The sequence below is a fragment of the Streptomyces sp. NPDC020731 genome (assembly GCF_044334705.1).
Taxonomy (GTDB): domain Bacteria; phylum Actinomycetota; class Actinomycetes; order Streptomycetales; family Streptomycetaceae; genus Streptomyces.
This window is the reverse complement of the sequence record NZ_JBIRTN010000004.1, coordinates 139,092-164,149: the sequence shown is the minus strand read 5'-3', so window position 1 is coordinate 164,149 and position 25,058 is coordinate 139,092. Positions and strand designations below refer to the sequence as shown.

Sequence of the window (25,058 nt, the reverse complement as noted above, 5' to 3'; positions counted from 1 at the left end):
GTCAGGGCTCCTCTCCACATGTCGGATGCCGGTGAATGCCCACCGGCGAGGTCGAGCCTACCCCCGTAGGACGTGCCTTTTTCCGGGTCGTTCCAGAGTGCGGGCACTCCTGTGGATCCGCCTCCTGACCGGTCTGTTCTCCCCATTCGGCAGATGAATACGGAGCCGCTCATCCGGGTGCTCAATCGAGCTTCCGGGCGCACCGGGGAGAGCACCGCCCAACACGAGCCGACCCCCGCGAATGTCCGGGTCTGGGCAACGTCTACAGTGGCGTGGTACGCGTGAGCCTTTACCGCCAGTTCGCCTGGTGAGGCTTGCTGGGATGTCTCTGTAGGGGTGTGCGTGACGGCCGTTGAATCCCGTCCAGCGGGGGTGCTGGGGAAGAGTCGGAGCCCTGCTCATCGGCCGTTCGGGGCCCGTGTGATGGCATTCGTGGCTCTCACCAAGCCGCGGATCATCGAGCTGCTGCTCATCACCACCGTCCCGGTGATGTTCCTGGCGCAGCAGGGCGTGCCCGACCTGAAGCTGGTGCTGCTGACCTGCGTCGGCGGCTATCTGTCCGCGGGCGGCGCGAACGCGCTCAACATGTACATCGACCGCGACATCGACGCGCTGATGGACCGCACCTCGCAGCGTCCGCTGGTGACCGGCATGGTCGGCCCGCGCGAGTGCCTGGCCTTCGGCATCGCCCTCGCGGTCGTCTCGACCCTGCTGTTCGGGCTCGCCGTCAACTGGCTGTCCGCGTGGCTCGCCCTCGGCGCACTCCTCTTCTACGTCGTCGTCTACACGATGATCCTCAAGCGGCGTACGTCGCAGAACATCGTGTGGGGCGGCATCGCCGGCTGCATGCCGGTGCTGATCGGCTGGTCCGCGGTCACCAACTCGTTGTCGTGGGCGCCGGTCATCCTCTTCCTCGTCATCTTCTTCTGGACGCCGCCGCACTACTGGCCGCTGTCCATGAAGGTGAAGGACGACTACGCGCGCGTCGGCGTGCCGATGCTGCCGGTCATCGCCTCCAACAAGGTGGTCGCCAAGCAGATCGTGCTCTACAGCTGGGTCATGGTCGCGGTGTCGCTGCTGCTCACCCCGCTCGGCTACACCGGCTGGTTCTACACGGCGGTCGCCCTGGCGGCGGGCGGCTGGTGGCTGTGGGAGGCGCACGCGCTGCTGAACCGCGCGAAGGCCGAGGCGACGGGCGGCAAGCTGAAGGAGATGCGCCTGTTCCACTGGTCCATCACCTATGTGTCGCTGGTCTTCGTGGCCATCGCGGTGGACCCGTTCCTGCGGTAACCGCTCTTCGAACGCCGACCGGGCGGGGTACGTGGTCAAGGCCACGGACCCCGCCCGTCGCCGTTCGATCTACCCGTCGGTAGCATCCTGTGCATGGCAGACACGCAGCAGGTGGACCCGAAGGCCGAGCAGAAGGCGGCCCGGCTCGCCAAGCAGATCAGCGGCTTCGCCGCGGCACACGGCGGTGCCGAGGGCCAGATCGCGTACCTCGGGCAGCGCGGTGCCCGCATCGTCCTCGTCGGCGAGGACGGCGACTGGGGCGATGTCTTCGCCCCGTCCATGGAGATCGCCGGGAAGGCCGTCGAGAAGGCGGGGATCACCGTCCACGAGAACTTCGACGGCGAGTTCGCGGCAAAGGTGAAGACGGGCCCGTACGAATGGAGCCGCATGGCGGGAATCCAACTCGGCGGCTCCTCCAACGGCTGAGCAGCAGCCCACCCAGGGGCGCGGGGCTGTATCGGTACGCGGCTCCACCGCGCGGGCGCGAACAACCCGAGACGGTGCGCACCCGCCGGACGACCCGCACCCGGCAAACGCGCCACCTCCCCCGGGGTTCACCCGTTAGGACCTGTGAAGCATCGACACGGTCCCGTCCCGGGGGAGCTCCGGATGATCGAAACACCCTCACTCGTGGACCAGTACTGCCACGGAGTGCTCCGCACGGAACTGGGCCTCGGCACGTTCGAGGCCCAGTTGTCCCGTACCGAGGGCCCGCCCGCCCCCGGCACCACCCTCTTCGACACCCAGACCGGCTTCGCCGTACGCCGCTGGTGCCCGCCCCTGCTCGGCCTGGAGCCGCACTGCCCGCCCGCCCGCTATCTCGCCCGGCGCCGTGAACTCGGCGTGCTGGAGGCCGGGCGGCGGCTGCTGCGGGGCAGCGGCATCACCGCCTACCTCGTCGACACCGGGCTGCCCGGCGACCTCACCGGCCCCACCGAGCTGGGCGTGGCCGGGGACGCCGAGGCCCATGAGATCGTCCGCCTCGAACAGCTGGCCGAACAGGTCGCCGACACCTCCGGCACCGTCGATTCCTTCCTCGCCAACCTCGCCGAGTCGGTGCACGCGGCCGCCGCGCACGCCGTCGCCTTCACCTCCGTCGCCGGAGTACGGCACGGCCTGGCGCTCGCCCCCGAGCCGCCAGGACCGGGCGAGGTGCGCGGCGCGGCGGGGCGCTGGCTGGCCGGGCGCCGGGTCGGGGACGAACTGAGCGACCCCGTGCTGCTGCGGCATCTGCTGTGGATCGCCGTCGCCTCGGGCCGGCCCCTCCAGCTGCACGCCGGTCTCGCCGCACCGGGCGCCCGCATCGACCGCACCGACCCGGCCCTGCTGACCGACTTCGTCCGGGCCACCGCCGGTCTCCGCACCGACCTCGTGCTGCTGCACGGCTACCCGTACCACCGCCATGCCGCCCACCTCGCCGGTGTCTTCCCGCACGTCTACGCCGACTGCGGCGCCGCCCTGGTCCGCACCGGTGCCCGCGCGGCGACCGTCCTCGCGGAGATCCTGGAACTCGCCCCCTTCGGCAAGATCCTCTTCTCCAGCGGCGCCCGCGGCCTGCCCGAACTGCACGTGGTCGGCGCCCACCTGTTCCGCGAGGCCCTCGGCCGGGTGCTCGGCACCTGGGTGGCCGAGGGCGCGTGGTCGCCGGCGGACGCCCAGCGGGTGGCCGGCCTGATCGCCTCGGGGAACGCGGGCAGGGTGTACAGCCTGGACTGAGCTGTGAAGACTGGACGGATGCCGACCGACGCCCTGCTCGACCGCTTCCTCACCGATCTGGCGCCGCTCGCCCCCGTGGCCGTGTGGGCGCACGGCTCACTGGCCGGCGGCGACTACGTGGAGGGCCGCAGCGACCTGGACCTGATCACGGTCCTGGACCACCCGATCAGCACGCGGACGGTGTGGCGGATCGCGCTGCTGCACGCCCGGCTGCGGGCCGAGCCGCTCGCCGGCCGGCTCCACTGCACCTACCTCACACCGGACACCGCGGCAGGCGCCGGGCGGCGCCATCCCACCTGGGCGCACGAGCAGCTGTTCGGGCGTCCCGTCACCCCGGTCACCCGGACCGAGCTGCACACCTTCGGCCGGGTCCTGCACGGGGTGCCGCCCGCGGACGTACTGCCGCCGGTGCCGGACGGCGAACTCGCCGCGTTCGTGGTGCGCGACCAGCGCGACTTCTGGCGGCGGGAGGTGGACCGGGCCGCCAACTGGACACAGGACGTGTGGGTCGACCTGGGCCTGCTGACCTTCGCCCGCGCCACCGTGACCCTGCGGGAGGGCCGACTCGTCACCAAGCGGGAGGCGCTGGACGTACTGCCCGGTCTCGGCGCGCCCGGCGAGGTCGTCGCGGACATCCGGGCGCGGCGCTACGACGATCCCGCGCCGCCCGCCGAGGAGTGGACCGTACGTCGGGCCCGGCTGACCCGGGACTACCTGGGACCGGCGATCGACGTGCTCGTGGCGGGCTCCTGAGCAGCCGGTACGGCCACGTCCGGCACTGCCGCCTCCGGGCGCTCGCGCAGCGACAGCAGCACCCGCAGCACCCAGATCCACATCACGCACGAGCCGAACATGTGCAGGCCGACCAGGACCTCGGGGAGGTCCGTGAAGTACTGGACGTAGCCGATGGCGCCCTGCGCGAGCAGGACCAGGAACAGCTCGCGGGTGCGGGCCAGGGGGGCCCTGGGGGCGTCGACCGCCTTCAGGACGAACCACAGGGCGAACGTCAGCGTCACCACGATCCACGCCAGTACGGCGTGCAGCTTGCTGACCATTTCCCAGTCGAGCGGCATCCGCGGGACCTCGCTGGAGTCGCCCGCGTGCGGGCCCGCGCCGGTCACCACCGTGCCGACCGCGATCAGCAGCACGGAGGCGGCCACCATGAACCACACCAACTGCTGCACGGCCTTGCCGACCAGCGGCCGGGGCTCCCCGTCGCCCTCGCGGGTGCGCTGCCACATCACCGTGGCGACCGCGATCAGCGCGGTGGAGAGCAGGAAGTGCGCCGCGACCGTGTACGGGTTCAGGCCGACGAGGACCACGATGCCGCCGAGGATCGCGTTGCCCATGACGATCCAGAACTGCGCCCAGCCCAGCCGGGTGAGGCCGCGCCGGTACGGCTTCTCGGAGCGCGCGGCGATGATCGCCCAGCCGACGGCGGCGCACAGCACGTACGTCAGCAGGCGGTTGCCGAACTCGATGACGCCGTGCAGGCCCATCGCGCTGGTGGTGGTGAGCGAGTCGTCGGTGCACTTGGGCCAGGTCGGGCAGCCAAGGCCGGAGCCGGTGAGCCGTACGGCACCGCCGGTGACCACGATGACCACCGCCATGACGAGCGCGGCGAGGGCCGCCCGCCGGACGGTCCGGGGATCCGGGGTCCAGCGTGCGGCGATGAAGGCGAGCGGGTTGCGCAGGGCCGCCTGGGCGTCGGCGCGGGTCACGTTTGGCACGCGTCCCATCGTAGGCCGCCGCTTGTGCACGCTTTCACGAGGGTCCGTCCCGGCCATGACGTCTACTCCCAGCGGAAGAACTTCCCGGCCGCCGCGAGACCCGCGACCGCCCACACGGCGAGGATCCCGAGGTCGCCCCACGGCATCCCGGCCCCGTGCTGGAGCACGTCCCGCAGCCCCTCCGACAGCGCGGAGATCGGCAGCAGGCCCAGGACGTCCTGGGCCGCGTCCGGGAACTTGTCCAGCGGCACGACCACCCCGCCGCCGACGAGCAGCAGCAGGAACACCAGGTTGGCGGCGGCGAGCGTCGCCTCGGCCTTGAGGGTGCCCGCCATCAGCAGGCCGAGCCCGGAGAAGGCGGCCGTGCCCAGCACCAGCAGCAGGAACACGGAGACGGGGCCGCCCTGCGGCGACCAGCCGAGCGCGAGCGCGATCACCGTCACGAGGCTCACCTGGAGCACCTCGGTGACCAGCACCGACAGCGTCTTCGCGGTCATCAGCCCCCAGCGCGGCAGCGGTGACGAGGCCAGCCGTTTCAGCACGCCGTAGCGGCGCTCGAAGCCGGTGGCGATGGCCTGCCCGGTGAACGCCGTCGACATCACCGCGAGCGCGAGGATGCCGGGGGCGAGGAAGTCCACCGCCTCACCCTCACCGGTGTCCACCACGTCCACGGTGCTGAAGAGCACCAGCAGCAGGGTGGGGATGATCACCGTCAGCAGCAGCTGCTCGCCGTTGCGCAGCAGCATCCTCGTCTCGAGCGCGGCCTGCGTGGCGATCATGCGGGTCAGGGGCGCCGCACCCGGCTTCGGTGAGTAGGTGCCGGTGGCCGTCATGAGCGCAGCTCCTTGCCGGTGAGTTCCAGGCTGTGTTTTTCCGGGGGGCGACCCCCGGGCCCCCGGCCGGTCTCCGTCCGGGCCGGAGTCATGAGCGCAGCTCCTTGCCGGTGAGTTCCAGGCTGTGTTTCTCCGGGGGGGGCGACCCCCGGGCCCCCGGCCGGTCTCCGTTCGGGCCGGAGTCATGAGCGCAGCTCCTTGCCGGTGAGTTCCAGGCTGTGTTTCTCCGGGGGGCGACCCCCGGGCCCCCGGCCGGTCTCCGTCCGGGCCGGAGTCATGAGCGCAGCTCCTTGCCGGTGAGTTCCAGGAAGACGTCTTCGAGGGTGTGCCGTTCCACCGAGATCCGGTCCGGCATCACCCCGTGCTGCGCGCACCAGGACGTCACCGTGGCGAGCAGCTGAGGGTCGACCTCGCCGACGACCCGGTACGAGCCCGGGGCCACCTCGGCGCCCGAGGAGCCGGCGGGCAGCGCCTTCAGCAGGGACACCACGTCCAGCCCCGGCCGCCCGGAGAAGCGGAGCGTGTTCTCGGCGCCGCCCCTGCACAGCTCCTCGGGGGAGCCCTGGGCGATCACCCGGCCCGCGTCGATGATCGCCACGTCGTCGGCGAGCTGCTCGGCCTCGTCCATGTAGTGGGTGGTGAGGATGACGGAGACGCCGTCCGCGCGCAGGTCCCGGACCAGGTCCCAGGTGGCGCGGCGGGCCTGTGGGTCGAGACCGGCGGTCGGTTCGTCCAGGAACACCAGCTCCGGGCGCCCCACCACGGCCATCGCGAGCGCGAGCCGCTGCTGCTGGCCGCCGGAGAGCCGCCGGTACGACGTGCGGCCGCAGGAGCCGAGCCCCAGCCGCTCGATCAGCGAGTCCACGTCCAGCGGATGCGCGTGCAGCTTGGCCACGTGCCGCAGCATCTCGTCGGCCCGCGCGCCCGAGTAGACGCCGCCGGACTGGAGCATCACGCCGACGCGGGGCCGTAGCGCCGCCGACTGCCTCACCGGGTCCAGGCCCAGGACGCGCACCGTGCCGGAGTCCGGCCGCCGGTAGCCCTCGCAGGTCTCGACCGTGGTCGTCTTGCCCGCCCCGTTGGGGCCGAGCACGGCGGTCACGCCCTGCCGGGCCACCAGGTCGAGGCCGTCCACCGCGGTCTTCGTGCCGTACCGCTTCACCAGGGCCTGCACCTGGACCACGGGCTCACTTCGCATGGGTCACGAGTCTAGGGAGACGGCCGGGACGTCGGAGCGCCGGGTACGGGAACTCCCCCTCACGGGGACGGTGCGTCGCCGGCCGGCGTTCGGCGCAGGCCACCGCGTCCACCACGGGAACAGCCGCGCCCCGGCCGCCCCGACCCGGCCCGGGGAGTTGGGCGAGGAGTGCGCGAGGAGGGTCTCGCCGGGCCGCACACCGAGCTCGCGCAGCCGCGCGGTGAAGGGGGGCCCGGGTGACAAGAGGGCCGGTCGGAGGGGGTGTGGGCATGGTCCCGGAGCGTTCCGGAAGACGCCGTCGGACGCCACCTCCTTGATCGATCAAAGATCGTTTCCGCAGGTCACATTAGGTATACCTAAGTGATGTAGCGCACCTTCGGGCTGTCCGGGCGCGGCTTGCCCGGTTCGGATGAATTACGCAACAATGGCGTTGTGAAAAACGGCGAGCATCCGACGGGGCCTCCCCACGAGGAACTGGCAACCGGTGAGCGGTCCACCCGCAACCGCGTCGCCCGCTCCATCCTGGACCACGGCCCGTCGACCGTCGCCGAGCTCGCCGAGCGCCTCGGCCTCACCCAGGCGGCCGTACGCCGGCACCTGGACGCGCTGGCCGTCGACAACGTCGTGGAAGCCCGCGAGCGGCGCGTCTACGGCGCGCGCACGCGCGGACGCCCGGCCAAGGTGTTCGCCCTCACCGACTGCGGGCGGGACGCCTTCGACCAGTCGTACGACACGCTGGCCATGGACGCCCTGCGCTGGATCGGTGAGCGGGAGGGCGGCGGCGAGGCGATCGCCGCGTTCGCCCGCGCCCGGATCGCCGCCCAGGCGGACGCGTACCGCAAGGCGGTCGAGGCCGCGGCCCCCGAGGAGCGGACGGAAGCGCTGGCCAAGGCTCTCAGCGCGGACGGGTACGCTGCGACGGCGCGCCACGCGCCGGTCGGCGAGCAGCTCTGCCAGCACCACTGCCCGGTCGCCCACGCCGCCGAGAAGTTCCCGCAGCTGTGCGAGGCCGAGACGGAATTTTTCGCCGAGCTTCTCGGTACGCATGTGCAGCGACTGGCCACCATCGCGCACGGCGACGGTGTCTGCACGACGTTCATCCCCAAGATTTCCCACCAAGCATCTGAAAGCACGTCCGGGAGGAACCCCGCATGACTCTCCCCACGGAGACCGCCCACCCCGAGCTGGATGGTCTGGGCACCTACGAATACGGCTGGGCCGACCGTGACGAGGCCGGTGCGTCGGCGCGCCGCGGTCTGAACGAGGACGTCGTCCGGGACATCTCCGGGAAGAAGGACGAGCCGGAGTGGATGACCAAGCTCCGCCTCAAGGGCCTGCGCCTGTTCGAGAAGAAGCCCATGCCGAACTGGGGCTCCGACCTCTCCGGCATCGACTTCGACAACATCAAGTACTTCGTGCGCTCCACGGAGAAGCAGGCGGAGTCCTGGGAGGACCTGCCCGAGGACATCAAGAACACCTACGACAGGCTGGGCATCCCGGAGGCCGAGAAGAAGCGCCTCGTCGCCGGTGTCGCCGCCCAGTACGAGTCGGAGGTCGTCTACCACCAGATCCGTGAGGACCTGGAGGAGCAGGGCGTCATCTTCCTGGACACCGACACCGCCCTGAAGGAGCACCCGGAGCTCTTCAAGGAGTACTTCGGCACGGTCATCCCGGTCGGCGACAACAAGTTCGCGTCGCTGAACTCCGCCGTGTGGTCCGGCGGCTCCTTCATCTACGTCCCGCCGGGCGTGCACGTCGAGATCCCGCTCCAGGCCTACTTCCGGATCAACACCGAGAACATGGGCCAGTTCGAGCGGACCCTGATCATCGTCGACGAGGGTGCCTACGTGCACTACGTCGAGGGCTGCACCGCCCCGATCTACAAGTCGGACTCGCTGCACTCCGCGGTCGTCGAGATCATCGTCAAGAAGAACGCCCGCTGCCGTTACACGACCATCCAGAACTGGTCGAACAACGTCTACAACCTGGTCACCAAGCGCGCCGTGGCCTACGAGGGCGCGACCATGGAGTGGGTCGACGGCAACATCGGCTCCAAGGTGACGATGAAGTACCCGGCCGTCTACCTCATGGGCGAGCACGCCAAGGGCGAGACGCTGTCCATCGCCTTCGCCGGCGAGGGCCAGCACCAGGACGCGGGCGCCAAGATGGTCCACATGGCCCCGAACACCTCGTCCAACATCGTCTCCAAGTCGGTGGCGCGCGGCGGTGGCCGTACGTCCTACCGCGGTCTGATCGAGATCGGCGAGGGCGCCCCGGGCTCCAAGTCCAACGTGCTGTGCGACGCGCTGCTCGTCGACACCATCTCCCGCTCGGACACCTACCCCTACGTGGACGTCCGCGAGGACGACGTGTCCATGGGCCACGAGGCGACCGTCTCCAAGGTCTCCGAGGACCAGCTCTTCTACCTGATGAGCCGCGGCCTGAGCGAGTTCGAGGCGATGGCGATGATCGTGCGCGGCTTCGTCGAGCCGATCGCCAAGGAACTGCCGATGGAGTACGCACTCGAGCTCAACCGGCTGATCGAGCTGCAGATGGAAGGCGCGGTCGGCTGACACCACGCCGTTCCGTCAAGCCCCTTACGCAAAGGAAAGCGAGCACTACGACAGCCATGGCTGAGGCTCAGAACATCCCCGTGGGTTCCACCACCGCGGGCTCGATCGCGGTCGCCGCGGAGTCGACCGTCGCGACCCGCATGAGCGCGCCCCCGTCCTTCGACGTGGCGGACTTCCCCGTTCCCCACGGCCGCGAGGAGGAGTGGCGGTTCACCCCGCTGGAGCGGCTGCGCGGCCTGCACGACGGCACCGCCACCGCCACCGGCGGCGTCAAGGTCACCGTCGAGGCGCCCGAGGGCGTCGTCGTCGAGACCGTCGGCCGTGACGACGCGCGGCTCGGCCGCGCCGGCACGCCGGCGGACCGGGTCGCCGCCCAGGCGTACTCCGCCTTCGAGCGGGCCTCGGTCGTGACCGTGCCCAAGGAGACCGTCCTCACCGAGCCGGTCCGTATCGCGGTGCACGGCGAGGGCGGCACCGCCTACGCCCACCAGGTGGTCGAGCTCGGCGCCTTCGCCGAGGCCGTCGTGGTCATCGACCACACCGGTGACGCGGTGCTCGCCGCCAACGTCGAGTACGTGCTCGGCGACGGCGCCAAGCTCACCGTCGTCTCCGTCCAGGACTGGGACGACAAGGCGGTGCACGCCGCCCAGTACGACGCCCTCGTCGGCCGCGACGCCTCCTTCAAGTCGGTGATCGTCACCTTCGGCGGCGACGTCGTACGCCTCCACCCGCGCGTCACCTACGCGGGCCCCGGCGGCGAGGCCGAGCTGTTCGGCCTGTACTTCACCGACGCCGGCCAGCACCAGGAGCACCGTCTCCTGGTCGACCACAACGTTCCGCACTGCAAGTCCAACGTCGCCTACAAGGGCGCGCTCCAGGGCGACGGCGCGCACGCCGTGTGGATCGGTGACGTGCTCATCGAGGCCAAGGCCGAGGGCACCGACACCTACGAGATGAACCGCAACCTGGTCCTCACCGACGGCGCCCGCGTCGACTCCGTGCCCAACCTGGAGATCGAGACCGGCGAGATCGTCGGCGCCGGCCACGCCTCCGCGACCGGCCGCTTCGACGACGAGCAGCTCTTCTACCTGATGGCCCGCGGCATCCCCGAGCAGGACGCCCGCCGTCTGGTGGTCCGCGGCTTCTTCGCCGAGCTGGTCCAGCAGATCGGCGTCCCGGACATCGAGGAGCGCCTGCTCGCCAAGATCGAGGAAGAGCTGGAGGCGGCGGTCGCATGACCTTCGTACGCGCCTGCGGGCTGAGCGAGCTGGAGGAGGACACCCCGAAGCGGGTGGAACTCGACGGCACGCCGGTCTCCATCGTGCAGACCGAGGGCGAGGTGTTCGCGATCAACGACATCTGCTCGCACGCGAACGTCTCCCTCTCGGAGGGCGAGGTGGACGACTGCCACATCGAGTGCTGGCTGCACGGCTCGCGTTTCGACCTCCGTTCCGGCAAGCCCGACGCCCTTCCGGCGACGCGCCCCGTCCCCGTATACCCCGTAAAGATCGAAGGGGACGACGTGCTCGTCTCCCTCACCCAGGAGTCCTGAGGCACCCATGGCAACGCTTGAAATCCGAGACCTGCACGTCACCGTCGAGGCCGACAACGCCACGAAGGAGATCCTCAAGGGCGTCGACCTCACCGTGAAGCAGGGCGAGACGCACGCCATCATGGGCCCCAACGGCTCCGGCAAGTCGACCCTCGCCTACTCCCTCGCGGGTCACCCCAAGTACACGATCACCGGCGGCACCGTCACCCTCGACGGTGAGGACGTCCTGGAGATGTCCGTCGACGAGCGCGCCCGCGCCGGCCTCTTCCTCGCCATGCAGTACCCGGTCGAGGTCCCCGGCGTCTCCGTCTCCAACTTCCTGCGCACCTCCGCCACCGCCGTCCGTGGCGAGGCCCCCAAGCTGCGTACCTGGGTGAAGGAGGTCAAGGAGGCCATGGAGCGCCTCAACATGGACCCCGCCTTCGCCGAGCGCAACGTCAACGAGGGCTTCTCCGGCGGTGAGAAGAAGCGTCACGAGATCCTCCAGCTCGAGCTGCTCAAGCCGAAGGTCGCGATCCTCGACGAGACCGACTCCGGCCTGGACGTCGACGCCCTGCGTGTCGTCTCCGAGGGTGTCAACCGGGTCCGCGAGTCCGGCGAGGTCGGCACGCTGCTGATCACGCACTACACGCGCATCCTGCGCTACATCAAGCCCGACTACGTCCACGTGTTCGCGGCCGGTAGGATCGCCGAGTCCGGCGGCGCCGAGCTCGCCGACAAGCTGGAGGCCGAGGGGTACGAGGCATACGCGAAGGGTGGCGCATCCGAGTGACACAGCTGCCGGGCCTCCTCGACACCGAGGCGATCCGCAAGGACTTCCCCATCCTGGACCGCCAGGTCCACGACGGCCGGAAGCTCGTGTACCTGGACAACGCGGCGACCAGTCAGAAGCCCCGCCAGGTGCTCGACGCCATGAGCGAGTACTACGAGCGCTACAACGCCAACGTCCACCGCGGTGTGCATGTGCTCGCCGAGGAGGCCACGGCGCTGTACGAGGGCGCGCGCGACAAGGTCGCGGAGTTCGTCAACGCCCCCTCGCGCGACGAGGTGATCTTCACCAAGAACGCCTCCGAGTCGCTCAACCTCGTGGCCAACATGCTCGGCTGGGCCGACGAGCCCTACCGGGTGGACCACGAGACCGAGATCGTCATCACGGAGATGGAGCACCACTCCAACATCGTGCCGTGGCAGCTGCTCGCGCAGCGCACGGGCGCGAAGCTGAAGTGGTTCGGACTGACCGACGACGGCCGGCTCGACCTCTCCAACATCGACGAGATCATCACCGAGAAGACGAAGATCGTCTCCTTCGTGCTGGTCTCCAACATCCTGGGTACGGTCAATCCGGTCGAGGCGATCGTGCGCCGCGCCCAGGAGGTCGGCGCCCTGGTGTGCATCGACGCCTCCCAGGCCGCGCCGCACATGCCCATGGACGTCCAGGCCCTCCAGGCCGACTTCGTGGCCTTCACCGGCCACAAGATGTGCGGCCCGACCGGCATAGGCGTGCTCTGGGGCCGCCAGGAACTGCTGGAGGACCTGCCTCCGTTCCTCGGCGGCGGTGAGATGATCGAGACCGTGTCGATGAGCTCGTCGACCTACGCGCCGGCCCCGCACAAGTTCGAGGCGGGCACCCCGCCGATCGCCCAGGCGGTCGGTCTGGGCGCGGCGATCGACTACCTGTCGGCCATCGGCATGGACAAGATCCTCGCCCATGAGCACGCCATCACCGAGTACGCGGTCAAGCGCCTGGCCGAGGTCCCGGACCTGCGCATCATCGGCCCCGCCACGGCCGAGGACCGGGGAGCGGCGATCTCGTTCACGCTCGGCGACATCCACCCGCACGACGTGGGCCAGGTCCTCGACGAACAGGGCATCGCGGTACGCGTGGGTCATCACTGCGCCCGCCCGGTCTGCCTGCGGTACGGAATTCCCGCGACCACGCGAGCGTCGTTCTATCTGTACTCCACGCCGGCCGAGATCGACGCACTGGTCGACGGCCTGGAGCACGTACGGAACTTCTTCGGATGAGGAGCTGAGGCGTGAAGCTGGACTCCCTGTACCAGGACGTCATCCTGGACCACTACAAGAACCCGCACGGCCGGGGTCTTCGGGATGGCGACGCCGAGGTGCACCACGTCAACCCGACGTGCGGTGACGAGATCACGCTCCGCGTGAAGTACGACGGCACGAAGATCAGCGACGTCAGCTACGAGGGGCAGGGCTGCTCCATCAGCCAGGCCTCCGCCTCCGTGCTGAACGACCTGCTGGTCGGCAAGGACCTCGCCGAGGCGCAGCGGATCCAGGCGACCTTCCTGGAGCTGATGCAGTCCAAGGGGAAGATCGAGCCCGATGACGCGATGGAGGAGATCCTGGAGGACGCGGTCGCGTTCGCCGGGGTGTCCAAGTATCCGGCCCGGGTGAAGTGCGCCCTCCTCAGCTGGATGGCGTGGAAGGACGCGACGGCCCAGGCGCTGGGCGCCGACGCCGAAAGGACTACGGCATGAGCGAGACCGTGGAGATGAAACCGGCTTCCGAGGAGGAGGTCCGTGAGGCCCTGCTGGATGTCGTCGACCCCGAGCTGGGCATCGACGTCGTCAACCTCGGCCTGATCTACGGGGTCCACATCGACGACTCCAATGTGGCGACCATCGACATGACCCTGACCTCGGCGGCCTGCCCGCTGACGGATGTCATCGAGGACCAGGCGAAGTCCGCCACGGACGGCCTGGTCAACGAGTTGCGCATCAACTGGGTCTGGATGCCGCCGTGGGGCCCCGACAAGATCACGGACGACGGCCGTGAGCAGCTGCGGGCGCTGGGCTTCAACGTCTGAGCGAACGGCCCGGCCGAGCGGCCCCCGGCGCGATGCCGGGGGCCGCTTCGCGTGTCGTCGCCCCTGGCTACGATCGGATCATGGGGTACGCACTGCTCGCCGGGGCCATCGCGGCCGAAGTGGCCGGAACCACCGCCATGAAGTACAGCGAGGGGTTCACCCGCCTGTGGCCCTCGGTGCTCACCGTCATCGGGTACGTGGTGGCGTTCGCCCTGCTCGCGCAGACGCTGAAGACCCTGTCCGTCGGGACGGCGTACGCCATCTGGGCCGGGGTGGGGACGGCCGCCATCGCGGCGATCGGGGCGCTGTTCCTGGGCGAGGGATTCACCTTCGCCAAGGCCGCCGGCATCGCGCTCATCATCGCCGGGGTGGTGGTGCTCAATCTGAGCGGGGCGCACTGACGGTACCGGTCAGCCGTCCGTGGGGCCCCGCGGACCGCACGCTGAGACGTGGTCCGTACCGGTTCGCGTCCGTGGCCACCGGTTGGTTAGGTTGCCCTCATGACCGACACGACTGCTCACACCACCTCCGGCGCGGTGGCCGCCGGCCTCGCGACCATCGCCGCCGACGGCACCGTTCTCGACACCTGGTTCCCCGCCCCCGTACTGGCCGACGAGCCCGGCCCGTCCGGCACCGAGCGGCTCTCCGCCGAGCAGGCCGCGGAACTCCTGGGCGGCGGGGCCACCGCGGCGGCCGGTCCGGACGCCCGCCGGGGCGTCGAGGTGGTCGCGGTCCGTACGGTCATCTCGTCGCTGGCCGAGAAGCCGGTCGACGCGCACGACGTCTACCTGCGCCTCCACCTGCTCTCGCACCGCCTGGTCCGGCCGCACGGCCAGAACCTGGACGGCGTCTTCGGCCACCTCGCCAACGTGGCCTGGACCTCCCTCGGCCCGGTCGCCGTGGACGACCTCGAGAAGGTGCGGCTCAACGCCCGCGCCGAGGGCCTGCACCTGGCCGTGACGTCCGTCGACAAGTTCCCCCGCATGACGGACTACGTCGCCCCCAAGGGCGTCCGCATCGCCGACGCCGACCGCGTACGGCTCGGCGCGCACCTCGCCGAGGGCACCACCGTCATGCACGAGGGCTTCGTCAACTTCAACGCCGGCACACTCGGCACGTCGATGGTCGAGGGCCGTGTCTCGGCCGGTGTCGTCATCGGCGACGGCTCGGACATCGGCGGCGGCGCCTCCACCATGGGCACCCTGTCCGGCGGCGGCAACGTGCGCATCACCATCGGCGAGCGCTGTCTGGTCGGCGCCGAGGCGGGCGTCGGTATCGCCCTCGGCGACGAGTGCGTGGTCGAGGCCGGCCTGTACGTCACCGCCGGCACCCGCGTCACCATGCCCGACGGCCAGGTCGTCAAGGCCCGTGAGCTGTCCGGCGCCTCCCACATCCTCTACCGCCGCAACTCCGTCACCGGAACGGTCGAGGCCCGCCCGAACAACGCGGTCTGGGGCGGTCTGAACGAGATCCTGCACAGCCACAACTGAGCCGGCCGTCACGCCCGTGCGCTCTCGTACGGGTTACTCCCCGTGACTTCGGGGTCGTTTTGGCAGATGAACGGGTGGACACAGGGTCCGATCAGAAGCCGGGACGACTGACATACGGGAATGGGGACGAACGGGCGATGACGAACGAGTGGGTGTGGGGCGTGCTCCGCTGTGTGGTCGGAGTGATGGGAGTGGTGGCGGTGCTGATGCTGTTCGGCACGCTGGCGGGTACCGCGCACGCGGACGAGACCAACGCCGCCTCCCACAACGGCCACCGGGTCGGACTGGTCAACGCCGGTCAGATCGACGATCCCGCGGAGGACGTACTGGAGCACTTCCTGCTGTTCGGGGACGGGTACGTCTGGGACTGAGGGTTCGCTTCGGCGGGCCGGAGCGCACAGGGTGCGGTCCGGCCCGTTCTTTTTGTGATGTTGCTGTGCGGAGGCATAGCGGGAGGCGTCCGCGCGCGTCCACAGGGGCGCGGGGAGTGGACACAGGGCCCGCTCCCGGGCGAAGAGAAGGTGACGATGGATGCCGAAGCACAGGAGAGTTTCCGGGAGTTCGTGGCGAACCGGTCGCCCGCACTGCTGAAGACCGCGGTCCTGCTGAGTGGCGGCGACCGGCACGCGGGCGAGGACCTGCTGCAGAGCGCGCTGATCAAGGCGGCGGGCCGCTGGCACCGCATCGACGAACCCGAGGCGTACGTACGGCAGATCCTCTACCGGCAGCAGGTCAGCCGCTGGCGGCTGAAACGGCGCGGGCGTGAACTCAGCGTGGCCGAACCGCCGGAGCCCGGTGCGGACGGGACCTCCGCCTCGGCCGACGCGGAGCTGCGCCTGCTGATGCGGGGCGCGCTGGCCCGGCTGACCGCGCGCCAGCGCAGCGTGCTGGTGCTGCGTTATTTCGAGGACCTCCCGGAGGCCGAGGTGGCCCGCATCCTCGGCTGCTCGGTGGGCACCGTACGGTCCACCACCCACCGTTCCCTGGCCCGGCTGCGCGCCCTCGCGCCCGAACTGCGCTCCCTCGGCCCGTCCGCGGCCGAGCGACGGCCGTCCGGTGACTACTCGCCCGTGGAGGTGCGGTCGTGAACGTCGATGAGCTCGTGCGTGACACGTTGTGCGAACAGGCGGCGGAACAGGCGGCGCCCGGACCGGGATTCGCCGATCGGGTGCTGGCGGTGCGGCGGAGGCGCCGTGTCCGCGGGCTCGCCACCGTGGCCGCCGCGGCGGCGGCCGTGATCGCCGTTTCGGTGGGGGTGCCCGTGCTGGACTCCGGCGGGGAGGGGGCGCGGCCCCCGGGTGGTGTGGAGCAGGGTGAGGTCATCGCCCGGGCCGGTCAGTCGCCGCCGCGGGATCTGCTGGCCGCCGGGGATGTGGCGATGGGCGCGTACTTCACCGACGAGAAGGTCCAACTGTCCGAGGACCGGAGGGTTTCCGAGCGTACCTACTGGCTGCTCGACCCGAGGACCAGGAAGTACGAGCAGGACGACCGGTGGTCGTTCGTGGCCGTGGCCCCCGGGCTGAGGACCGCGGCCGTGCTGGAGCGGGAGCTGCCCGCCGGACGCATCGGGCTGCTCGACCTCGCCAGCGGCGAGGTCGAGCGGTGGATTCCGGTCGACCACGAGGTGGGGGGCCTGGCCTTCTCGCCGGACGGTCGCAAGCTCGTGGCGACGACGTACGGCGAGGATCCCGGTCTGCTGTTCAGGACCGAGGACCCGGACGGGTCGGTCGGGTGGCAGTCGCGGGAGGTCTCGTCCCGGAACGGGTTCCAGGTCATCGACGTGGCCTCGGGGGCGGGGTCCTGGACCGAGGTCGAGACCAGCGACGATCCGTTCGGGCCGGCGGGCTTCATCAACGCCCGCCAGGACTTCGCCTTCAGCGCCGACGGCCGCTTCGTGTGGGCGGGGCGGGTTTCCGAGGAGGTCGGTCCGGACTACTTCGACCTCGCCGGCGAGGCCGTGGCGCCGCCGGCCCGTGAGGTGCACCGGGTCTGGCACGTCGACGCCGGTCTGTCGCCGGACGGGCGGAGGCTCGCCGGTGACTTCGCGGGGGAGACGCGGAAGACGTCCTCCTGGATCCTCGATCCCCGCACCGGCGGGAAGGCCGCCGAGGTCCGCGGGCAGCAACTGCTGGCCTGGGCCGACAGCGACTCGCTCGTCGCCTGGGACATCGGTGCCGACGGCGACGAGTTCCACCAGCGGCTGGTGCTGGTCACCGTGGGCAGCGACAAGGTGGTTCCGCTGAGCGGGTTCCGGTCGCCCGAGGACGACACGAAGGGGCGGTGGGAGCCGGTGTTCGTACGGCGGTGAGGTGAGTCGTGGGTCATCGGTCCAGTTCGTCGTATGTCGCTCCGAGCCCGTCGGTCGTCTTCCGGTCGGCGGGCCTCAGCGGTGGGCGGACCGGGCCCGCGGGGAGGTTCAGGGTGGTGAGGAGGGCCTTCGCGGTGACCGTGCCGGGGAGGCCGTTCGACATCATCGCCTCGATCAGGGGGGTCACCCGGTGCTGGAGGTGTGCCGCTCCTGTGGTGTCGCCCGCGTCGAAGGCGTCCAGGACGGCGCGGATGTGGGCCGGGGCCACGTTGGCGACCGTGCTGACGCAGCCGGCGGCGCCCACCGCGTAGAGGGCCAGGTTGTGTTCGTCGCAGCCCGCGTAGTACGCGAGGCCGGTGCGGGACATGACCTTCTGGGCGGCCAGGAAGTCGTACGAGCAGTCCTTGACCGCCTGGACGCGGGGGTGCTCCGCCAGGCGGAGGAGGGTGTCCGGTTCGATGCGGACCCCTGTGCGGGACGGGATGTCGTACAGGGCGAGGGGAAGGGCCGTGGCCTCCGCGACATCGAGGAAGTGGGCCTCGATCGCGTCCTGCGGGGGCCTGCTGTAGTACGGGGCCACCACCAGGAGGGCGTCCGCGCCGGCCTTTTCCGCCTCGCGGGCCAGTTCCGTGGTGTGCAGGGTGTCGGGGGTGCCGATGCCCGCGACGATCGTGGCCCGGGTGCCGACGGCTTGGCGCACCGCCCTGATGAGGGACGACTTCTCCGCGTCGGTGGTGGTGGGGGACTCGCCCGTGGTTCCCGAGAGGACCAGGCCGTCGCAACCGTGGGTGACCAGGTGGTCGGCCAGGTGCTGGGCGCCGTCCAGGTCGAGTGCGCCGGTGGGGGTGAACGGGGTGATCATCGCGCACAGGGTGCGGCCGAGGGGTGGGGACTTGGGGGTCATGGGGGTAGTGTCTGCCGGTGCCTTGTGAAGGTCCACTTAAATGTTGTGGTCATTACCGGTAAGCGTTGCTTTATGGATAGCGTCCGGACGGCGGGGGTACTCGGGTTTCCCGACACGAGAGGAGGCACATCGTGACCGGAACCATCGAGCAACGGCCGGTGCGCGACGAGCACAGTGTGGGTGAGCTCGTCGGGCAGGCCACCGAACAGATCTCCCGGCTCGCACGGCAGGAAGTGGCGCTCGCCAAGGAGGAGCTGACCGAGAAGGGGCGTCGCGCGGGGCGCGGCGGCGGCATGCTGGGTGCGGCGGGGGCGTTCGGCTATGCGGGGTTGCTCGCGCTGGCCGGTACGGGTGTCGCCGCGCTGGACCTGGTGCTGCCGCTGTGGGCGGCGGCGCTCATCGTCACGGGGCTGCTGTTCGCCATCGCCGGTGTGCTCGCTCTTGCCGGCCGTGGGCAGTTGCGCCGGGCCACGCCGCCCAGGCCCGAGCGGACCATGGGCAGCGTGAAGGCCGATGTCGAGGAGATCAAGGGAAGGGCGCACCGATGACGCACGACATGAGGCGCGCGGGGTCCCATGTGGATGCGGCCGCAGAGGCCGCCGCGACGGGGCGGGGGGCCAAGGGGCCGGACGAGCTGCGGCAGCAGATCGAGCGGACGCGACATGAACTCGGCGACACCGTGGAGGAGTTGGCCGGGAAGATGGATGTCAAGGCGCGGGCGCGGGCGCGGGCCGACGATCTTCGGGACCGGGCCGGGGCGATGACCGTGCAGATGCGGAGCAGCGCGGCGCACGCCGGAGAGGCCGGCCTGCGGCACCGCAAGCCGGTGATGATCGCCGGCGCGGTGGTCGCGGTCGTCGTGGGCGCGGTGATGGTGCGGCGCCATCGTTGTTGAGGTGCCGGTGCCTGCGGCGCGGCATTCGGCCGGGTGGGGCCGGGGGTGCCCGTCCTCGGTCCGGCACACCGTCGGGCGTCTGCGAGTGCCCGGGTCGACGCGCCGGCCGCTGAGGGCGGGTGCCCCCGCCCCGTCCCCTCACCGCCGTGGGCGGCTTCGCCCCGGTCCTACGGCCGGAAGCGGAGCACCTGCGGGTCGTGGTCGCTGATCTGGTCGTGGAACTCCGCGTTGATGTGCACGCTGTCGTACGTGAAGGCGCCGCGGCGGATGGACGGGCTGATCAGGATCTGGTCCAGGGCCTGGCTGTTGCCCTGGTAGACGTAGGAGTAGCGCTCGGACCGGGGGAGGGACTTGATCGCCGACCAGAGGGTCCCCCTGCCTTCGAGGAGCCGGGTGGTCTCCGAGAACTCGAAGTCGTTGATGTCGCCCAGGGCCACCACGTCGGCGTTCTTCTGGGTCTTGAGGATCTTCGCCGTGAAGTCGTGGACCGCCTCGGCCTGGAGGTGGCGCTGGGTCTCCGAGCTGCGGGACGGGGGCTGGTACTGGGCGGTCAGGCCCTGGTCGCCGCCCTTCGACGCGAAGTGGTTGGCGATGACGACGACCGTGCGGCCCCGGAAGGTGAACTCGCCGGCGAGCGGCTTGCGGCTGTTGTCGAAGGCCTCGGAGGCCGGGTCGATCCGGCCGGGGGAGAGCGTCAGGGCTGCCCTGCCGCGGATCTTCGTGACGTCGGTGGCGGTCGTGGCGTCACCGCCCGGACGGTCGGTGAACGAGACCCGTGCGGGGTTGAAGAGGAAGGCCTGGCGGATGTTGCCGCCCGGTTCGCCGCCGTCCTGCTTGTCGGCGGGGTCGACGGAGCGCCAGTCGTAGCGGGGGCCGCCCGCCGCTTCGACGGCGTCGATGAGCTCGGCCATGGTCTCGTCGGCGGCGACCGTGCCGTCGTCGGTGGCGCCGTTGTTGTCCTGGATCTCCTCCAGGGACACGATGTCGGGGGACTTCAGGTTGTTCACGATCGCGGCGGCGTGGGCGGCGAAGGTGTCGTCGGAGGGGTCCAGGTTCTCGACGTTGTAGGTCGCGATCGCCAGTTCGCGGGCGCTCTGCTCGCGGGTCGTCTCGCGCCGGAGGGCCGCGGCTTCGAGGGTGCCCAGCTCGTTGGCCACCAGGGTGTAACCGCCGTACTGGTTGTAGTCCAGGGGGCCCTCGGTGGTGCCGGTGAGGGTGTCGCCGACGTTCGCGTCGGGGAAGTCGGACGCCTTGCCCAGCGACTGGATCTGGAGACGGCCGGTGTTCTGGGCGTCGTAGGAGCCGTAGACCGTGCCGCCCCGGCGGTTGCGGTTCTCGCGCGGTTTCACCGTGACCCAGAGCTCGGTGTAGGGATCGGTGGCGCCCACCACACGCGTGTCGGAGACCCGGACGTTCATGCCCTCCAAGGACTCGTAGAGGTCCAGGGCGTACGTGGCGGGGCGCAGCGGGAGCGCGTTGATCGAGCCGTTCACCGTGGGGGCGTAGGCGGCGGGCACGGACTTCGCGTCGATCGCGGCCGCGGCCGGGAGCGGGTTGCCGCTGGAGACGACCGTGAAGGCGGGGCGCGTGATCTGCGTCAGGGACTGGTTGCCCGAGGACGTGCCGCCGGGGACGTACTCCGAGACCGTGCCCGAGACCGTGACGGCGTCGCCCACGGCGACATCCTTGGGGGTGGAGCCCGTGAAGACGAAGACGCCCTCACTGGTGGCCGGGTCGGCGTCCGGGTCGGGGTCCTGGATCCAGAAGCCGCGGGACGAGCCGTAGGTACGGATGCCGGTGACGATTCCGGTCACGTCGGTGACCTGCCGGCCGGCCAGCGGTGAGGTACGGGTGGCGCCCTGGATGTCATGGACGCGCACCGTGTCGGCGTGCGCGGGCGACGTGAGGACGATGGTGGACGCCGCGGAACACACGGCGGCGACGGTGAGCGCGGCGAGGCGCGCGGACGACTTGCTCGGCAACGGACTTCCTCCGGAAACGTGTGACCCGCCCATTTCTACGCGCGTCAATCTCCAGCCGGGCCGGGCCGCTTGTCAAGGTTTCGGCCATGTACGGCCGCTGAAGGGGAGATGAAGCGGGTGGCATGGGTGGAAATCCGTCTAGGCTGAGCGGCTGAGTAGTTCACGGCCCTAGGAGAAACAGCCGATGTCAGACAGCTCCATCCTGCCGCCTGCGCAGCTGCGTCCCGAAGCGGAGCTGGCGCGCGACGCCCTGTCCACCCCGGTGTTCTCCCGGGCGGTCCGGCTCGCCCGCTGGGCCGGGCCGGAGACCAGGGTCGACGCCGGCGGTGGGCTCGTCGACGAGCAGTTGCCGGCGGCCGCCGCGGAGCTGGGGCTGACCGGGGAGGCCGCCGCGGCCGACGCCAGTGAGGCCTGGCGCGTCGCCGTGGACGCCGGGCTCGTCGAGGTGGTCGACGAGGAGGAGGGGACCGTCGCCGCGGGGGCCGAACTGGCGCTGCTCACCGGGGGTTCGCCGCGGGACGTGCTCGGGGTGTGGCTCGCGGCCCTGGAGACGGTGCTCGGTGACGCGAGCGTTCCGGACCTGGGCGGTCTGGTCGACGCCCTCGCCGAGGGGGAGGGGTCCGGGGAACTCGATCTCGACGCGCTGGACTGGGACCCGGAGGCCGAGGCGGAGTTCCTGGACGGGGTGCTCGGCAATCTCTACCTGTTGACCGTGGGCGGGGAGGGCGTCGACGGGGCGATGGTGCCGTTGCCCGGGCTGGCCGCGTCGGTGATCGTGCCCGGTGACATGGCCGAACCCACCAACGACGTCCTGGAGCAGGTGTCCGACGCGATGATGCGGCTGGACGACCAGTTCCGCATGCTGGAGCCGGTCGGACTCGTGGAGTACCGGCCGGTGGACGAGGCGCTGATGGCCGACGAGGAGCCCGCAGGACCGGTCGACGACACCGACGTCTCCCGCTACGGCATGGTGCGGCTGACCCCGCTCGGGCTGTACGGACTGCGCGCCCGGCTGCTGGAGGCCGGGTTCGAGGCGCCGGCCGTGGGCGACCTCGTGGACAAGGGCGCGGACGCGCTGCTCGACGGCACGGCCGTCTTCCCGCCGGCCGCCGCCCACGCGGAGACCGAGCAGTGGCTGGACCGGCGTGAGCCGCTCCAGGCCGCACGCGAGTTGCTGGCGGCGGCACGCGGGGCGGACCGGGGCGCGCCGCTGCGGCGGCTGCGGTGCCAGCAGGCGCTGTCGCTGGTCGGCGCGTCGGCGGAGCCCGCGCTGCGGGAGGTGCTGGACGATCCCGAACTCGGCGGGCTGGCCCGGGTGTGGCTGGCCGAGCACGGGGCGACCGACGTACCGCCGCCGTCCGAGGCCCTGATCTTCTGGCTGACCATCGACACGGTCGCCGCCCAGCTCGCCGCCGAGGGCAACTCCGAGGAGCTGCGCTCCCTGGTGGAAGGGCTGGCGCGGCAGCACGGCGGATTCTTCGACACGGCCTGGCGGGTGGAGCATCCGGCCACCGCGGACGTGCTGGAGGCCATGGGCCGGCTGCACCCCGACAAGCGGATCGCGAAGGAAGCGCGGAAGGCGGCGTTCAAGGCGCGGTCGCAGCACGGGAACTGAGGGCCGTTCCTCGCGCACACGCGTGACCTGCGGCCGGGCGGCGGGGCGCGGGGCTGTGTCCGAAAGGGCGGCGGGAGCGAGGAGACCCACGCGCTGCGGTGGCGGCGTGCGCCCGGTGCCGCGCGGGACGCGGGACGGACCCGGTGGACGGTCGCCGTGCGGGACCCGTGCGGTTCACACAAGGGAGAACCCCCGTGGCCCTCGGTGTTCAACCGGCGTTCAGGCATGGGCGGGAGCGTGGCGGGCGCACGGGGTTCGCCACCCTCCACGTACTGTCCACGTCACAGGAGACAGCATGTCGCTCACCCGCAGGGACTTCGCCAGAACGTCCGCGATCGCCGGCGCCGGTGTCGCGCTGGCGGGCAGTGTGGCCGCCCTCGCCTCCGCACCCAACGCCCTCGCGACCGCCGACACCGAGAGTGTGGACGAAGGGGCCGAAGAAGCGGCGGGGCGGCACGGTGGGGTCGGATACGGGCCGCTCGTCGCGGATCCGAACGGACTCCTCGCCCTGCCCGCCGGGTTCACCTACCGCGTCCTCACCCACACGGGCAAGACCCGGCTGGAGTCGGGTGAGTTCACGCCCGCGAACCACGACGGCACGGCCACCTTCCCCGGCCCGCGCGGCAGCACCTTCCTGGTCAACAACCACGAGATCGACGGCCCCCGCGACGAGGTCGAGTTCCCCGTCCCGCTCGCCGAGGGCCTGGTCTACGACCCGGCCGCGCCCGGTGGCTGCACGGTCGTCGAGGTGCGCCGGGACGGCAGCGTCGCCGAGTGGGTCGGCATCGCCGGCACCGCCCAGAACTGCGCGGGCGGCAGCACCCCCTGGGGCACCTGGCTCACCTGCGAGGAGAACTCCGACCGGGCCGGTGAGAACGGCATGACCAAGGACCACGGCTACGTCTTCGAGGTCGACCCCGCCGACCGGCGCGCCAACCGCGACCCCAAGCCGCTGAAGTTCTTCGGGCGTTACGACCACGAGGCCGTCGTCATCGACTCCAAGCGTGGCCACGCCTACCTCACCGAGGACGCCGACGAGCCCAACGGCCTGTTCTACCGCTGGACCCCGCCGGAGGGCTTCCGCTACGGCCCCGGCACCCTCCGCACCCTCGCCGACGACGCCGGCGTCCTCCAGGCGCCCAAGTGCTACGACTCCGGCGGCCGGTACGTCGACGACCTCTCCCGCGCCACGAGGACCGGCACCGTGTACGGCGTCGACTGGGTGGACGTGCCCGACCGCGACGCGCGGACCGTCGACGTGCGCGAGCAGTTCGAGGCCGGCGAGGTCACCCGCGCCCGCAAGCTGGAGGGCATGTGGTGGGGCGACGGCGGGGCGTACATCGTCTCCTCGTACGCCCGCGAGGAGAGCCCCGTACGGCACGACGGCCAGGTCTGGTTCTACGACCCCAGGCGCCGCACGCTGACCCTGAAGGTCCTGCTCGGCGTCAACCGGGACCCGTCGAAGGACGGCGCCCTCGACGGCCCGGACAACATCACCGTCTCACCGTACGGCGGCCTGATCATCGCCGAGGACGGCGAGGGCGTGCAGCACCTGTTCGGTGCCACCGACAGCGGACGCACGTATCCCATCGCCCGCAACGAACTGAACATCGGCACCGAGGACGAGCCGGAGTTCAGCGAATTCACGGGCGTGACCTTCTCGCCCGACGGCAAGACCCTCTACGCCAACATCCAGGAACCCGGCATCATGCTCGCCATCACCGGGCCCTGGAAGCGGCAGAAGCGCCGGTGATTAATTCGCTCGCCCGACCGAGGGCCGCCCTCTTAGAGTGATGCACGTCCAGGTGCGAAGGCAGGACCTACTTCCACTCATAATGGGGCGGTCACGGGTTCGAGTCCCGTCACCGGCACAACGCGCCGGTGTAGCTCAGGGGTTAGAGCACCATCGTCGGTTCCGCCGGCCTTGATCTCTGGACACCACAACTTCATGCACCTCCCGGTGCGCGGGCGACGGCTCCTTCGTTGTGATCGAATCCAGGCCGCCGCCGACTTGATCTCGGGAGGCGCAGCATTTGGTGGGTGCCCGGTGCGCAGGCAGCGGATACTTCTCGGATCGGGTTCACTGCGGGTTCGAATCCCGTCATCGGCCCCGGGCCGGTGTGGCGGAAATGGAAGACGCGC

Annotated in this window: 26 protein-coding genes, 1 tRNA gene and 1 pseudogene; 22 read left to right on the top strand and 6 right to left on the bottom strand. The window is 70.8% G+C overall.

What is annotated here, in order from left to right:
* The first annotated feature begins 336 nt into the window (after window positions 1–336).
* The 4 genes from ACH4VX_RS07795 (at window position 337) to ACH4VX_RS07780 (ending at window position 3,759) form a co-directional block, all read left to right on the top strand.
* Window positions 337–1,290, top strand: a complete 954-nt coding sequence (locus ACH4VX_RS07795; protein ID WP_398366465.1) for a heme o synthase — start codon at window positions 337–339, stop codon at window positions 1,288–1,290.
* Window positions 1,291–1,383: 93 nt separating this feature from the next.
* Window positions 1,384–1,716, top strand: coding sequence for a hypothetical protein (locus ACH4VX_RS07790; RefSeq protein WP_398366464.1), 333 nt, complete (start codon window positions 1,384–1,386; stop codon window positions 1,714–1,716).
* A gap of 183 nt (window positions 1,717–1,899) precedes the next feature.
* Window positions 1,900–3,006: an amidohydrolase family protein gene (locus tag ACH4VX_RS07785; protein WP_398366463.1), complete on the top strand. Its 1,107-nt coding sequence runs from the start codon at window positions 1,900–1,902 to the stop codon at window positions 3,004–3,006.
* Between the two features lie 18 nt (window positions 3,007–3,024).
* Entirely contained in the window at window positions 3,025–3,759 is a 735-nt protein-coding gene (locus tag ACH4VX_RS07780; RefSeq protein ID WP_398366462.1) for a nucleotidyltransferase domain-containing protein, read from the top strand.
* On the opposite strand, the gene ACH4VX_RS07775 is transcribed toward ACH4VX_RS07780, so the two are convergent.
* The 4 genes and pseudogenes from ACH4VX_RS07775 to ACH4VX_RS07760 all read right to left on the bottom strand — a co-directional run.
* Window positions 3,717–4,745, bottom strand: a complete 1,029-nt coding sequence (locus ACH4VX_RS07775; protein WP_398366461.1) for a heme A synthase — start codon at window positions 4,743–4,745, stop codon at window positions 3,717–3,719. The two genes, ACH4VX_RS07780 and ACH4VX_RS07775, sit on opposite strands and share 43 nt — an antisense overlap.
* A gap of 53 nt (window positions 4,746–4,798) precedes the next feature.
* Complete coding sequence (locus tag ACH4VX_RS07770) at window positions 4,799–5,569, bottom strand: ABC transporter permease (RefSeq protein ID WP_398366460.1); 771 nt, start codon at window positions 5,567–5,569, stop codon at window positions 4,799–4,801.
* A gap of 274 nt (window positions 5,570–5,843) precedes the next feature.
* Entirely contained in the window at window positions 5,844–6,767 is a 924-nt protein-coding gene (locus ACH4VX_RS07765; protein WP_398366459.1) for an ABC transporter ATP-binding protein, read from the bottom strand.
* 141 nt (window positions 6,768–6,908) lie between these two features.
* A pseudogene (locus ACH4VX_RS07760) lies at window positions 6,909–7,038 on the bottom strand (aminoglycoside N(3)-acetyltransferase); the annotation flags it as partial.
* Between the two features lie 161 nt (window positions 7,039–7,199).
* Between ACH4VX_RS07760 and ACH4VX_RS07755 the strand changes: the two are divergent.
* From ACH4VX_RS07755 to ACH4VX_RS07695, 13 genes are all read left to right on the top strand, one after another.
* Window positions 7,200–7,922, top strand: coding sequence for a helix-turn-helix transcriptional regulator (locus tag ACH4VX_RS07755; RefSeq protein ID WP_398366458.1), 723 nt, complete (start codon window positions 7,200–7,202; stop codon window positions 7,920–7,922).
* Window positions 7,919–9,340 (top strand): Fe-S cluster assembly protein SufB, encoded by a 1,422-nt coding sequence (gene sufB / locus ACH4VX_RS07750; RefSeq protein WP_398366457.1) that lies wholly within the window; start codon window positions 7,919–7,921, stop codon window positions 9,338–9,340. The genes ACH4VX_RS07755 and sufB overlap by 4 nt, the downstream gene beginning before the upstream one ends.
* Window positions 9,341–9,396: 56 nt before the next feature.
* On the top strand, window positions 9,397–10,578 hold the full coding sequence (sufD, locus tag ACH4VX_RS07745) for a Fe-S cluster assembly protein SufD (RefSeq protein WP_398366456.1): 1,182 nt from the start codon (window positions 9,397–9,399) through the stop codon (window positions 10,576–10,578).
* A complete protein-coding gene (locus tag ACH4VX_RS07740) occupies window positions 10,575–10,892 on the top strand; it encodes a non-heme iron oxygenase ferredoxin subunit (protein ID WP_398366455.1) in 318 nt (105 codons plus the stop codon). Before sufD ends, ACH4VX_RS07740 begins: the two co-directional genes overlap by 4 nt.
* A gap of 7 nt (window positions 10,893–10,899) precedes the next feature.
* Window positions 10,900–11,664 carry a Fe-S cluster assembly ATPase SufC gene (gene sufC, locus ACH4VX_RS07735; protein WP_398366454.1) on the top strand — a complete coding sequence of 255 codons (765 nt, stop codon included), beginning with the start codon at window positions 10,900–10,902 and terminating at the stop codon, window positions 11,662–11,664.
* Window positions 11,661–12,917, top strand: coding sequence for a cysteine desulfurase (locus ACH4VX_RS07730; RefSeq protein WP_398366453.1), 1,257 nt, complete (start codon window positions 11,661–11,663; stop codon window positions 12,915–12,917). The genes sufC and ACH4VX_RS07730 overlap by 4 nt, the downstream gene beginning before the upstream one ends.
* 11 nt (window positions 12,918–12,928) lie before the next feature.
* Window positions 12,929–13,393 (top strand): Fe-S cluster assembly sulfur transfer protein SufU, encoded by a 465-nt coding sequence (gene sufU / locus ACH4VX_RS07725; RefSeq protein ID WP_398366452.1) that lies wholly within the window; start codon window positions 12,929–12,931, stop codon window positions 13,391–13,393.
* The gene (locus tag ACH4VX_RS07720) at window positions 13,390–13,722 is read left to right on the top strand and encodes a metal-sulfur cluster assembly factor (protein ID WP_103542438.1); all 333 of its coding nucleotides are present in this window, start codon (window positions 13,390–13,392) and stop codon (window positions 13,720–13,722) included. The genes sufU and ACH4VX_RS07720 overlap by 4 nt, the downstream gene beginning before the upstream one ends.
* 80 nt (window positions 13,723–13,802) lie before the next feature.
* A complete protein-coding gene (locus ACH4VX_RS07715; RefSeq protein WP_398366451.1) occupies window positions 13,803–14,123 on the top strand; it encodes a DMT family transporter in 321 nt (106 codons plus the stop codon).
* A 99-nt stretch (window positions 14,124–14,222) separates the two neighbouring features.
* Entirely contained in the window at window positions 14,223–15,212 is a 990-nt protein-coding gene (dapD, locus tag ACH4VX_RS07710) for a 2,3,4,5-tetrahydropyridine-2,6-dicarboxylate N-succinyltransferase (protein ID WP_398366450.1), read from the top strand.
* Window positions 15,213–15,349: 137 nt separating this feature from the next.
* Window positions 15,350–15,583, top strand: coding sequence for a hypothetical protein (locus ACH4VX_RS07705; RefSeq protein WP_398366449.1), 234 nt, complete (start codon window positions 15,350–15,352; stop codon window positions 15,581–15,583).
* Between the two features lie 156 nt (window positions 15,584–15,739).
* Window positions 15,740–16,300, top strand: a complete 561-nt coding sequence (locus ACH4VX_RS07700; protein ID WP_398366448.1) for a SigE family RNA polymerase sigma factor — start codon at window positions 15,740–15,742, stop codon at window positions 16,298–16,300.
* Window positions 16,297–17,520, top strand: coding sequence for a YncE family protein (locus ACH4VX_RS07695; protein WP_398366447.1), 1,224 nt, complete (start codon window positions 16,297–16,299; stop codon window positions 17,518–17,520). Before ACH4VX_RS07700 ends, ACH4VX_RS07695 begins: the two co-directional genes overlap by 4 nt.
* A 13-nt stretch (window positions 17,521–17,533) precedes the next feature.
* Here the strand turns inward: ACH4VX_RS07695 and dapA are convergent, their stop codons facing one another.
* The gene (gene dapA, locus ACH4VX_RS07690) at window positions 17,534–18,424 is read right to left on the bottom strand and encodes a 4-hydroxy-tetrahydrodipicolinate synthase (protein WP_398366446.1); all 891 of its coding nucleotides are present in this window, start codon (window positions 18,422–18,424) and stop codon (window positions 17,534–17,536) included.
* A 131-nt stretch (window positions 18,425–18,555) separates the two neighbouring features.
* Here dapA and ACH4VX_RS07685 point away from each other — a divergent pair, with 131 nt between their 5' ends.
* Together ACH4VX_RS07685 and ACH4VX_RS07680 are read left to right on the top strand one after the other, a co-directional pair.
* Window positions 18,556–18,972, top strand: coding sequence for a phage holin family protein (locus ACH4VX_RS07685; RefSeq protein WP_398366445.1), 417 nt, complete (start codon window positions 18,556–18,558; stop codon window positions 18,970–18,972).
* Window positions 18,969–19,319, top strand: coding sequence for a DUF3618 domain-containing protein (locus ACH4VX_RS07680; protein ID WP_398366444.1), 351 nt, complete (start codon window positions 18,969–18,971; stop codon window positions 19,317–19,319). Before ACH4VX_RS07685 ends, ACH4VX_RS07680 begins: the two co-directional genes overlap by 4 nt.
* Window positions 19,320–19,486: 167 nt before the next feature.
* Here ACH4VX_RS07680 and ACH4VX_RS07675 read toward each other — a convergent pair whose 3' ends face one another.
* A complete protein-coding gene (locus ACH4VX_RS07675) occupies window positions 19,487–21,301 on the bottom strand; it encodes an endonuclease/exonuclease/phosphatase family protein (RefSeq protein WP_398366443.1) in 1,815 nt (604 codons plus the stop codon).
* Window positions 21,302–21,485: 184 nt separating this feature from the next.
* On the opposite strand from ACH4VX_RS07675, the gene ACH4VX_RS07670 reads away from it, so the two are divergent.
* The 3 genes from ACH4VX_RS07670 to ACH4VX_RS07660 all read left to right on the top strand — a co-directional run bounded on the left by ACH4VX_RS07670 (window position 21,486) and on the right by ACH4VX_RS07660 (window position 24,787).
* The gene (locus tag ACH4VX_RS07670) at window positions 21,486–22,916 is read left to right on the top strand and encodes a hypothetical protein (protein WP_398366442.1); all 1,431 of its coding nucleotides are present in this window, start codon (window positions 21,486–21,488) and stop codon (window positions 22,914–22,916) included.
* A gap of 295 nt (window positions 22,917–23,211) precedes the next feature.
* Window positions 23,212–24,669 (top strand): alkaline phosphatase PhoX, encoded by a 1,458-nt coding sequence (locus ACH4VX_RS07665; RefSeq protein WP_398366441.1) that lies wholly within the window; start codon window positions 23,212–23,214, stop codon window positions 24,667–24,669.
* Window positions 24,662–24,787, top strand: a tRNA-Met gene (locus tag ACH4VX_RS07660). Before ACH4VX_RS07665 ends, ACH4VX_RS07660 begins: the two co-directional genes overlap by 8 nt.
* Window positions 24,788–25,058 lie beyond the last annotated feature (271 nt).

Coding starts and splice junctions, on each gene's coding strand:
- ACH4VX_RS07790 (WP_398366464.1), top strand. CDS start 1,384: ATGGCAGACACGCAGCAGGTGGACCCGAAGGCCGAGCAGAAGGCGGCC.
- ACH4VX_RS07785 (WP_398366463.1), top strand. CDS start 1,900: ATGATCGAAACACCCTCACTCGTGGACCAGTACTGCCACGGAGTGCTC.
- ACH4VX_RS07780 (WP_398366462.1), top strand. CDS start 3,025: ATGCCGACCGACGCCCTGCTCGACCGCTTCCTCACCGATCTGGCGCCG.
- ACH4VX_RS07775 (WP_398366461.1), bottom strand. CDS start 4,745: ATGGGACGCGTGCCAAACGTGACCCGCGCCGACGCCCAGGCGGCCCTG.
- ACH4VX_RS07770 (WP_398366460.1), bottom strand. CDS start 5,569: ATGACGGCCACCGGCACCTACTCACCGAAGCCGGGTGCGGCGCCCCTG.
- ACH4VX_RS07765 (WP_398366459.1), bottom strand. CDS start 6,767: ATGCGAAGTGAGCCCGTGGTCCAGGTGCAGGCCCTGGTGAAGCGGTAC.
- sufB (WP_398366457.1), top strand. CDS start 7,919: ATGACTCTCCCCACGGAGACCGCCCACCCCGAGCTGGATGGTCTGGGC.
- sufD (WP_398366456.1), top strand. CDS start 9,397: ATGGCTGAGGCTCAGAACATCCCCGTGGGTTCCACCACCGCGGGCTCG.
- ACH4VX_RS07740 (WP_398366455.1), top strand. CDS start 10,575: ATGACCTTCGTACGCGCCTGCGGGCTGAGCGAGCTGGAGGAGGACACC.
- sufC (WP_398366454.1), top strand. CDS start 10,900: ATGGCAACGCTTGAAATCCGAGACCTGCACGTCACCGTCGAGGCCGAC.
- ACH4VX_RS07720 (WP_103542438.1), top strand. CDS start 13,390: ATGAGCGAGACCGTGGAGATGAAACCGGCTTCCGAGGAGGAGGTCCGT.
- ACH4VX_RS07715 (WP_398366451.1), top strand. CDS start 13,803: ATGGGGTACGCACTGCTCGCCGGGGCCATCGCGGCCGAAGTGGCCGGA.
- dapD (WP_398366450.1), top strand. CDS start 14,223: ATGACCGACACGACTGCTCACACCACCTCCGGCGCGGTGGCCGCCGGC.
- ACH4VX_RS07705 (WP_398366449.1), top strand. CDS start 15,350: ATGACGAACGAGTGGGTGTGGGGCGTGCTCCGCTGTGTGGTCGGAGTG.
- ACH4VX_RS07700 (WP_398366448.1), top strand. CDS start 15,740: ATGGATGCCGAAGCACAGGAGAGTTTCCGGGAGTTCGTGGCGAACCGG.
- dapA (WP_398366446.1), bottom strand. CDS start 18,424: ATGACCCCCAAGTCCCCACCCCTCGGCCGCACCCTGTGCGCGATGATC.
- ACH4VX_RS07680 (WP_398366444.1), top strand. CDS start 18,969: ATGACGCACGACATGAGGCGCGCGGGGTCCCATGTGGATGCGGCCGCA.
- ACH4VX_RS07670 (WP_398366442.1), top strand. CDS start 21,486: ATGTCAGACAGCTCCATCCTGCCGCCTGCGCAGCTGCGTCCCGAAGCG.
- ACH4VX_RS07665 (WP_398366441.1), top strand. CDS start 23,212: ATGTCGCTCACCCGCAGGGACTTCGCCAGAACGTCCGCGATCGCCGGC.